Origin of the sequence: Pseudomonas sp. GL-R-19, from assembly GCF_019956375.1 — a bacterium.
Lineage (GTDB): Bacteria > Pseudomonadota > Gammaproteobacteria > Pseudomonadales > Pseudomonadaceae > Aquipseudomonas.
Genome location: NZ_JAHBDJ010000048.1, coordinates 26091 through 34334, shown reverse-complemented (window position 1 = coordinate 34334; position 8244 = coordinate 26091). Strand labels below are relative to the sequence as shown.

Here is an 8244-nt window from a genome sequence, read left to right as displayed (position 1 = left end):
GTGGACGAGTCGGTGCAGATCTATAACAACGAGCGGCCTCATCTGTCGCTGAAATACAAAACGCCCGATGCGGTGCATCGGGCGTTTTGAGGCTGAAACAGGTGTAAACCTATTTCAGGACTAGACACTGACACTAACGGGTCACTTCCTCCACACCGTTCTCTTCGGCCAGCTTCGGATGCACGCTGCGTTCATGCACTTGGGTTTGAGGTGTGCGGTCAATCAGCAGGCTCAGCAGTTCCGGGCGGCTGTAGTGGCCACGGGAATCCATCATGCGTTTGCGCTTGTCGATCAGGCCCATGTCGAGGTCGGCGATCACCTCACCCTCACCTTCCTGCAACGAACCCAGCACCGTGCCATCCGGGCTGACGATCGCGGTATAGCAACCGCCGGAGATCGGGCCGATGGTGCAACCGGTGTCGGCCATGATCTGCGCCTGTTGCTCGGGGTGCAGCCACGCCGTGGAATTGACCACGAAGCACCCTGCCTCCAGGGCATGTTGGCGAACACTGACTTCCATTTGCGAGGCGAACAGGGGACCTGCAAACGACCCCGGATACATGGCCGCGTGGATCTGCTCGCCATCGGCCATCAAGGCATAACGGGCCAGCGGGTTTAAATGCTCCCAGCAGGCCAGTTGCCCGATGCGCCCTACCGCGCTGTCGACGGCCCGCAGGCCGGAACCGTCGCCCATGCCCCAGATCATGCGTTCGTGGTAGGTCGGGGAGATCTTGCGGCGACGCTGGATCAACGAGCCGTCGGCATCGAACAGCAACTGCGTGTTGTACAGCGAACCGCCATCGCGCTCGTTGACACCGATGGACACGACCATGCCGGCTTGCCTGGCCGCAGCGCCAATGGCATCGGTGGCGTGCGAAGGCACGGTGACGGCCTGGTCCAGCAGCTTGAGGTGTTCGGAGGCCATTTCGAACGGCGACTGCACGTAGGAAAAGTACGGGTAGTACGGCACGATGGTTTCCGGGAACACGGCGAATTGCACGCCCTGCTCGCCGAGTTCGAGAATCTTTTGCACCACTTTGTCGACGGTGCCTTCTCGGCTGTAAAGAACGGGGCTGATTTGTACGGCGGCGGCTTTGACGAGGGTCATGGCGGTGATCTCATTGAGGGAAAGGTTTCAACGAGATTAAGATTACGATAATAATATAACGACATGAATGTCGTATACACCACCTTTCAGGACATCATGATTCAGCCCCGACTGGCACGCTGAATCACCTGTGGCGGCTGCCCGAATGCCCGAATAAACGCACGGCGCATACGTTCCCGATCCCCAAAGCCGGTGTCCGTCGCCACCACATCGATGGGGTGCCGTCCGGTTTCCATCATCAAACGGGCCGACTCGACCCGCAGGCTTTCAATGGCCTTGGCCGGAGACTGGCCGGTTTCGGCATGAAACACCCGGCTGAATTGCCGAGGGCTCAGATTGGCCGCGTTGGCCAGTTCCTCGACCGTCAGCGCCGACTTGAGATTCTGCTTGGCGTAGCTCAGCGCGGCCTGTATGCGGTCGGTCTTGGGGGCCAGCTCCAGCATTACCGAAAACTGCGACTGTCCGCCGGAACGCCGGTGGTACACCACCAATTGCCGCGCCACCTTGCGTGCAACGTCCACCCCCAGATCCATCTCCACCAGTGCCAAAGCCAGGTCAACGCATGCGCTCATCCCCGCCGCCGTCCACAGGTGGCCATCGTTGATGAAGATCCGGTCTTCCTCGACTTTCACGTTCGGGTACGCCTTGCGAAAGGCCGGCACATGCGCCCAGTGGGTGGTCGCCCGCCGACCGTCGAGCAAACCGGCCTCCGCCAACGCATTTGCCCCCGTGCAAATCGAGCCCAGACGCCGGGTGCCGTGACTGGCGCGGCGCAAAAACTCCAGCATGCCCGGCGTGGTCGTGCGGATCAGGTTGTCGCCCATGACCAGCAGCGTATCGAACGCGCGCTGGTCGAATGCTTCGGTCTGCACAGCAAAACCGGCGGACGTCTGCACCAGACCACCCGGTTCGGACAGTAATGCAATGCTGTACACCGGCTCATCTGCGCCGCTGTTGGCCAACTCGAAGGCGGCACACATGGCCAGGCCCAGAACCTGAAAACCGGGGTAAACAATGAGTCCGATCTGGTGCATGGTGGTATGACCATAAACGCGGCATGCCTGATATTCAGGCCAGGATCTGCACTCTAACCCGAACAGCCCGCATTGGACATCAGGGTGGAGCGCCTCGCGGATTGGCGGATGGCGACAGATAATAAAGCGGTTTCCATCTCACCGAGGATTTGAAGGATGTCACTGACTCTTTATTTCCACCCGCTCTCGTCGTTCTGCCACAAAGCGCTGATCGCGCTCTATGAACTGGACATCGCGTTTGAAAAAAGGATCATCGACCTGGGCAACGAGGCCGACCGGGCCGAACTTCAAGCGCTGTGGCCGATCGGCAAGTTCCCGGTGCTTCACGATCACGCCCGGCAAAAGGTTGTGCCGGAGTCGAGTGTGATCATTGAGTACCTGGACCGGTTTCATCCCGGCCAGGCGCAGCTGATTCCACACGATTGGGAAGCAGCCCTGGAAGTACGTCTGTGGGATCGTTTTTTCGACCTGCACGTCCAGGTGCCGATGCAGAAGATCGTCGCTGACCGAATCAATGCCGCAAACGGCGACCTGGCCCGCGAACGCGTCGCGCTGACAACGGCGTACGGCATGCTTGAGCGTCAGCTGACAGCAAGAATCTGGGTCGCCAGCCCGGCGTTCAGTATGGCCGACTGTGCTGCTGCCCCGGCGCTGTTCTATGCCAGCACCCTCGTACCCTTTCCCGACGATCATCACCACTTGAGTGCTTATTTCGACAGGTTGGTCCAAAGGCCCTCGGTCGCGCGCGTGATCGACGAGGCAAGACCCTGGTTTTCCTGGTATCCGTTTGCCGAGGCCATCCCGGAGCGCTTTCGGTAGAGGTGGACAATGGGCGCAAAAACAAAAACGCCGACGAATAATAACCGCCGGTCGAGTGTTATCTGATTACGCAGGAAGAAAAAATGGCAGGGGCGGCTGGATTCGAACCAACGCATGGCAGGATCAAAACCTGCTGCCTTACCGCTTGGCGACGCCCCTGTATCTGTTGCGATGAGTGCCTGGCACTCGCTTTCTTGAGTGGCAACAAGAGCTGTTGCCTGCTTGCGCGAGAGGCTCCCTGAGGGCCTGTGCAAGAGTGGGCGCAAATTTACCAACCTTTGTCTCGTTTGGGAAGCCCCCAACAAAACAATTTGTTTTTTAAAACAGACGCTTAGTGTTGAACCGCATCATGGCGGATAGTCGACACAGGTTCAGCCCGACCAGGTCTGCTACGCTTTTCCTTACCCGAATGGAATCAGGAATCGTTTGTGCAACACCCTTCCCCTTGCCATCTGAGGGCGCCAATGTGAAAGGCAAATTCATGACTCCCGCTGCAACCCTCCTGGTGGTCGGGGCCGCGATCTATGGGTTGAATACCTGGGAACACATCCAGAGCCAGCGACAGGAAGCGGTCTGCAAGGCCGCCCGGGAGCATCTCAATCGGCTGGAAACCCAGACGCGCGCCTTGGCCTCGGGGTTGACGGTCGAAGCCTATGCCGAAGCCGAAAAAGCCGAAGCCGGCCAGTTGGTTCTAGCGCTCGATACCGCAAAAGATGCAGCCGAGGTCGATGCCGTCATCGACAAGCACGCTGCGGCCATCGAGGCGCAGATAACGGCCGAGGACGCAGAGGTCCAGTCCCGGGGCGAGCAACCCTTCCTCGGTCAGGAAATGAAAAAGCAGCGCATCCCCACCGACGTCAAACAGGAATACAAACGAGCTGAAAAAGCCGTCGCCGAAAGCTGCGAATAGTTTCAATCGCCAGCTCCAGGTTTGTCGCAAGCGTCTAGACTTCAGCAAAAGCAGGTTGCAACCAGACCCCGCGTTTAAAACAAGATCCTGTAAAAAGCGAGGGGGTCTCGACCTTGAAAATATCAACCCTCTGCGCCATCGCGAGCCTGCTGGTGTCGGTCGTGGTGTCTGCCAACGGCGTCATTCCTGTCCTCGAAATGGACTTCACACGGTCTGCGATGCAAACCCTGAAAAACATCGGTATCGACGACGCGTGCATCATCGGCGCCTCGAGCCCCGCTACGTTCACCTACTGCCGGGAAGGTTCGATGACGCTCTGGAAGTATCAGGCACTGGACCTGGAGCAAATGGCGGCGATACACAGTGATGCACAACGGCCCACAACGGCTTACCAGCCCATTTCTGTCGTGGAGTTCGAGAGCGCGGTCTGTGAAGAGGAGATGAGAGTATCGGCCGCTAAAAAGCCGGCAACGATACGATGGCTGATCCTTGGCCTGATGGCTGTTTCGCTGCTCATCGGATTGGGCTACACCTGTCTGGCCATTCTGCAGCGCCGCCATGACGCCACCGCGTGCTCGCAACCCCATGAGCAAGGGTCGGGCGAATTTCAGGCAACCGCACAAACAAAAGCCCTGGCAGCGTTTGGTCTGGCCGTTGCCGTGGCATTCGTTTACTTCAAATACGCAGGGTATTGAACGACCGGTGAGCGCGCCGTTGCGGCGCGCTCACCGGTCACTCAGTGCGGCGCGCGCGGGATGGTCTTGAGCAGGTCTTCGGGGCTGATGTGACCGACCACGCTGCCCGGTTGCGGCAGATTGAGGATGTGGCCTTTCATCTTGCCGATGATGTGCATTTCACAAGGCTTGCAGTCGAACTTCAGCGTCAGCACTTCATCGCCGTGGATCAATTGCATCGGTGCAACCTTGGTGCGCACGCCAGTCACACCCTTGGCCTGTTTCGGGCACAGGTTGAAGGAGAAGCGCAGGCAATGTTTGGTGATCATCACCGGTACATCGCCGGTCTCCTCGTGGGCCTCGTAGGCCGCATCGATCAGCTTGACGCCATGCCGGTAATAAAAGTCGCGAGCTTTCTGGTTGTACACGTTGGCCAGGAACGACAGGTGCGACTCGGGGTACACCGGCGGCGGGCTGGTTTCGGCTTTACGGCTGCCACGCGGGTGGGCGGCGATCCGCGCTTCGGTCAGGGCTTCAATCACTTCACGGCGCAAGGCCTTGAGCTGCGAGTTCGGGATGAAGTACGCCTGCGACGCGTCCAGCTTGATATCGATGGCGTGGTACTGCGTGGTGCCCAGTTGACCGAGCAGATCCTGCAATTGCTCCAGCGCCTGTTCCGGCTTGTTGGCGGCGCCGAACGGGCCGTTCAGGGTGACGCTGGCGCTGATGCCTTCTTCGCTGGTAGCGGTCAGTTCCAGCTGGTCTTCACGCAGGCGAGCGACCCAGCTCAGGGCGATGCGACGCTCGGCAGAGGTCTTTTGCAGCGCCTGTTGCCAGTTGTGATCGAGATTGCGATTCAGCGGATGGTTGGGGCGCAGCTTGTACATCCCCTCCGGCATCTCATTGGGCTCGACGCGATAGCGATAGCGCTTCTCGCCGTCCTCCTCGAATTCGCCTTTGGGTTCGGCGATGTTGGCGCGAAAACCCACCACTTCACGCTTGACCAGCACGTTGAGGCCGTCGCCGTTGGATAGCGGCTCGTGCGTCACGACCTGCATGTCACGCTTGGCGACTTTCTCGACCACACCCACCGGCAGACCGGTGAAGGTCGGCGAGTCAAAGGCGCCGATATCGATCTTGCGGTCGGTGACGAAGTAATCGGTGCTGCCACGGTGGAAGGTTTTTTCCGGGTCGGGCAGGAAGAAGTGCGCGGTGCGGCCGCTGGAGGCGCGGGCCAGGTCCGGACGGTCTTCGAGCACGGCGTCGAGGCGCTGGCGGTAGTAGGCAGTGATGTTTTTCACATAGCCCATGTCCTTGTAGCGACCTTCGATCTTGAACGAACGCACGCCGGCCTCGACCAGGGCGCGGATGTTGGCGCTCTGGTTGTTGTCCTTCATCGACAGCAGGTGCTTTTCGTAGGCGATCACCCCACCCTTTTCGTCCTTGAGGGTGTACGGCAGACGGCAGGCTTGCGAGCAGTCGCCGCGGTTGGCGCTGCGCCCGGTTTGCGCGTGGGAAATATTGCACTGACCGGAAAACGCCACGCACAACGCGCCATGGATAAAGAACTCGATGGCCGCGTCGGTTTCGTCGGCGATGGCGCGGATCTCCTGGAGATTCAGCTCGCGGGCCAGTACCAGCTGCGAGAAGCCAGCCTGATCGAGGAACTTCGCCCGCTCCAGGGTACGAATGTCGGTCTGGGTACTGGCGTGCAGTTCGATCGGCGGAATGTCCAGTTCCATCACCCCCAGGTCCTGGACGATCAGCGCATCGACGCCGGCGTCGTACAACTGGTGGATCAGCTGGCGGGCCGGCTCCAGTTCGTTGTCGTGCAGGATGGTATTGATGGTGGTGAACACCCGGGCATGGTAACGACGGGCGAATTCCACCAACTGGGCGATATCGCTCACTTCGTTGCAGGCGTTGTGGCGGGCGCCGAAGCTCGGGCCACCGATGTACACGGCATCGGCACCATGCAGGATGGCCTCGCGGGCGATGCTCACATCGCGGGCAGGGCTGAGCAATTCCAGGTGATGTTTGGGCAAAGACATAGTTTTTTTAGTCAGGCTTGTCACGGTCGAGGCGTGCATTGTAGCGGCGAAACGCCTGACCGGCACCCGTATGCTGCCGGGTGGCGTTTCGGGCAGGCCTGGTGTACCTGAATCCCTGTAGGAGCGAGCTTGCTCCGGGCGGCGTTCCGACGATGGACGTTAACGATAACGCGGGCATTCTGTATGCACGCGTCGCCCTTATGTTCATCGCGAGCAAGCTCGCTCCTACAGTATTGAGTGTGTCGGCGCGATCAGGCCTTGGCCGCCATCGCGGTCACTTCCACGCGCATGCCTTCCACTGCCAATGAGGCAACCCCGACAGCAGCGCGCACCGGCCATGGCTTGGCGAAGTAGCGCTTGTAGACTTCGTTGAACGCGGCGCGGTCGGCCATGTCGGTGAGGTAGATGGTCAGGTGCATCACGCGGTCCATGGAACTGCCGGCACGCTCCAGCGCAACCTTCAGCGCTTGCAGGGTGCATTCGCTTTGCAAGGTGATGTCGCCCAGTTCCAGGCTGCCGTCGGCGCGGGTTGGGATCTGGGTGGAGACCAGCACACCGCCAAACCCGACGACGTCGGAGGAAATCGAATCGGCATCAGGATCGGGGGTAAAGGTCAGGTCGTGGTTTGCCATTGCAGGTTCTCTTGCTTGAAAGGGTAAGGCAGGCGCCTTTTGCGCGGCCAGTTTACAGGGCGATCCCTGGCGCGTCGCTAATCCAGGCCGGATGGCTGCTCGTAGCCGGTGGCCTGGCGGTACTGGCGCGGGGTTAAGCGTCCATCACTTGAAAAAATCACTCGGCGTCTTGCCGAACTGTTTCTTGAACATGGTCGTGAACGCGCTCGGGCTGTCGTATCCCAGCTCCCCGGCGATGTCGATGATCTTCTCCCCGACGGCTATGCGTTCCAGCGCCAGCAGCAAACGCGCTTGCTGGCGCCATTGGCCGAAGGTCATGCCGGTTTCCTTGCGAAACCTGCGCTGGATGGTTTTGGCGTCGAGGCTCAAACGGGCACTCCAGTCCGACAACGTCGAGCCATCCCCGGGATCACGCTGCAACGCGGTGCAGATCAGGTTGATCCTAGGATCGGTGGGCTGCGGCAGGTTCAACGGCAAGGTCGGCAGGATCGTCAGCTCATCCAGAATCAGCCGCAGCACCCGGGATTCCCGCGAGTCCGGATCGCAGTTGAAATCGAAATCGACCGAGACCTTGATCAGCTCACTCAACAATGTGGACACACTCACGGCCCGGGTTTCGGTGGGCAGATCCAGGCTCGCGTCGGGGTGCACGAACACGCTGCGCATCTTGATCGGCCCCACACAGCGAATCGAGTGCACTTCTCCACTTGGCATCCAGATGCCGCGGCTCGGTGGCACCGTCCATTGGCTCGTTGCCGTGCGCACCACCATCACGCCTTCGATGGCATAGATCAGTTGATGCTTTTCATGGGAATGCGGCGCGATATTCCAGTTTTCCGGGTAGTCGGTCGCACTGCTGCGAACGCTCCAGCCGCCCTGGTCGATTTCCGCCAGAAATGTCTGCAATGGTTTGATCATGACGCCCTTTTTTAGATGGTCCATGCCCGAGTTGCGCGAGACGGGCGCCTTTGAGGCCCCTAGGATAACGCCGAACCCTGAAATGGGCTGCGCCTTGC

Annotated in this window: 9 protein-coding genes and 1 tRNA gene; 4 read left to right on the top strand and 6 right to left on the bottom strand. The window is 59.9% G+C overall.

All coding sequences use genetic code 11. The features are described from left to right. A partial coding sequence (locus KGA83_RS22745; RefSeq protein ID WP_146615305.1) for an integrase core domain-containing protein occupies positions 1 to 90 on the top strand: 90 nt, incomplete at its 5' end. Positions 91 to 133: 43 nt separating this feature from the next. Here the strand turns inward: KGA83_RS22745 and KGA83_RS22740 are convergent. After that, a complete protein-coding gene (locus tag KGA83_RS22740; protein ID WP_108215979.1) occupies positions 134 to 1108 on the bottom strand; it encodes a nitrilase-related carbon-nitrogen hydrolase in 975 nt (324 codons plus the stop codon). A 101-nt stretch (positions 1109 to 1209) separates the two neighbouring features. Continuing rightward, positions 1210 to 2142, bottom strand: a complete 933-nt coding sequence (locus KGA83_RS22735; RefSeq protein WP_223530977.1) for a GlxA family transcriptional regulator — start codon at positions 2140 to 2142, stop codon at positions 1210 to 1212. A 156-nt stretch (positions 2143 to 2298) separates the two neighbouring features. Between KGA83_RS22735 and KGA83_RS22730 the strand changes: the two genes are divergently transcribed. Beyond that, complete coding sequence (locus KGA83_RS22730; RefSeq protein WP_223530976.1) at positions 2299 to 2961, top strand: glutathione S-transferase family protein; 663 nt, start codon at positions 2299 to 2301, stop codon at positions 2959 to 2961. An 84-nt stretch (positions 2962 to 3045) separates the two neighbouring features. Here KGA83_RS22730 and KGA83_RS22725 read toward each other — a convergent pair. Next, positions 3046 to 3120 (bottom strand) — tRNA-Gln (locus KGA83_RS22725). Between the two features lie 322 nt (positions 3121 to 3442). Here KGA83_RS22725 and KGA83_RS22720 point away from each other — a divergent pair. Together KGA83_RS22720 and KGA83_RS22715 are read left to right on the top strand one after the other, a co-directional pair. After that, positions 3443 to 3871 (top strand): hypothetical protein, encoded by a 429-nt coding sequence (locus KGA83_RS22720; protein ID WP_108216091.1) that lies wholly within the window; start codon positions 3443 to 3445, stop codon positions 3869 to 3871. 152 nt (positions 3872 to 4023) lie between these two features. Beyond that, complete coding sequence (locus KGA83_RS22715; RefSeq protein WP_223530975.1) at positions 4024 to 4566, top strand: hypothetical protein; 543 nt, start codon at positions 4024 to 4026, stop codon at positions 4564 to 4566. 41 nt (positions 4567 to 4607) lie between these two features. Here the strand turns inward: KGA83_RS22715 and KGA83_RS22710 are convergent, their stop codons facing one another. The 3 genes from KGA83_RS22710 to KGA83_RS22700 all read right to left on the bottom strand — a co-directional run bounded on the left by KGA83_RS22710 (position 4608) and on the right by KGA83_RS22700 (position 8146). After that, entirely contained in the window at positions 4608 to 6596 is a 1989-nt protein-coding gene (locus KGA83_RS22710) for a peptidase U32 family protein (protein WP_223530974.1), read from the bottom strand. Positions 6597 to 6847: 251 nt separating this feature from the next. After that, positions 6848 to 7228 (bottom strand): RidA family protein, encoded by a 381-nt coding sequence (locus KGA83_RS22705; RefSeq protein WP_008021538.1) that lies wholly within the window; start codon positions 7226 to 7228, stop codon positions 6848 to 6850. Between the two features lie 144 nt (positions 7229 to 7372). Further along, on the bottom strand, positions 7373 to 8146 hold the full coding sequence (locus KGA83_RS22700; RefSeq protein ID WP_115947432.1) for an AraC family transcriptional regulator: 774 nt from the start codon (positions 8144 to 8146) through the stop codon (positions 7373 to 7375). Positions 8147 to 8244 lie beyond the last annotated feature (98 nt).

Excerpts from the sequence above, each read along its gene's own strand:
- KGA83_RS22700 (WP_115947432.1), bottom strand. The coding sequence starts at position 8,146 with ATGATCAAACCATTGCAGACATTTCTGGCGGAAATCGACCAGGGCGGC.
- KGA83_RS22740 (WP_108215979.1), bottom strand. The coding sequence starts at position 1,108 with ATGACCCTCGTCAAAGCCGCCGCCGTACAAATCAGCCCCGTTCTTTAC.
- KGA83_RS22710 (WP_223530974.1), bottom strand. The coding sequence starts at position 6,596 with ATGTCTTTGCCCAAACATCACCTGGAATTGCTCAGCCCTGCCCGCGAT.
- KGA83_RS22735 (WP_223530977.1), bottom strand. The coding sequence starts at position 2,142 with ATGCACCAGATCGGACTCATTGTTTACCCCGGTTTTCAGGTTCTGGGC.
- KGA83_RS22720 (WP_108216091.1), top strand. The coding sequence starts at position 3,443 with ATGACTCCCGCTGCAACCCTCCTGGTGGTCGGGGCCGCGATCTATGGG.
- KGA83_RS22705 (WP_008021538.1), bottom strand. The coding sequence starts at position 7,228 with ATGGCAAACCACGACCTGACCTTTACCCCCGATCCTGATGCCGATTCG.
- KGA83_RS22730 (WP_223530976.1), top strand. The coding sequence starts at position 2,299 with ATGTCACTGACTCTTTATTTCCACCCGCTCTCGTCGTTCTGCCACAAA.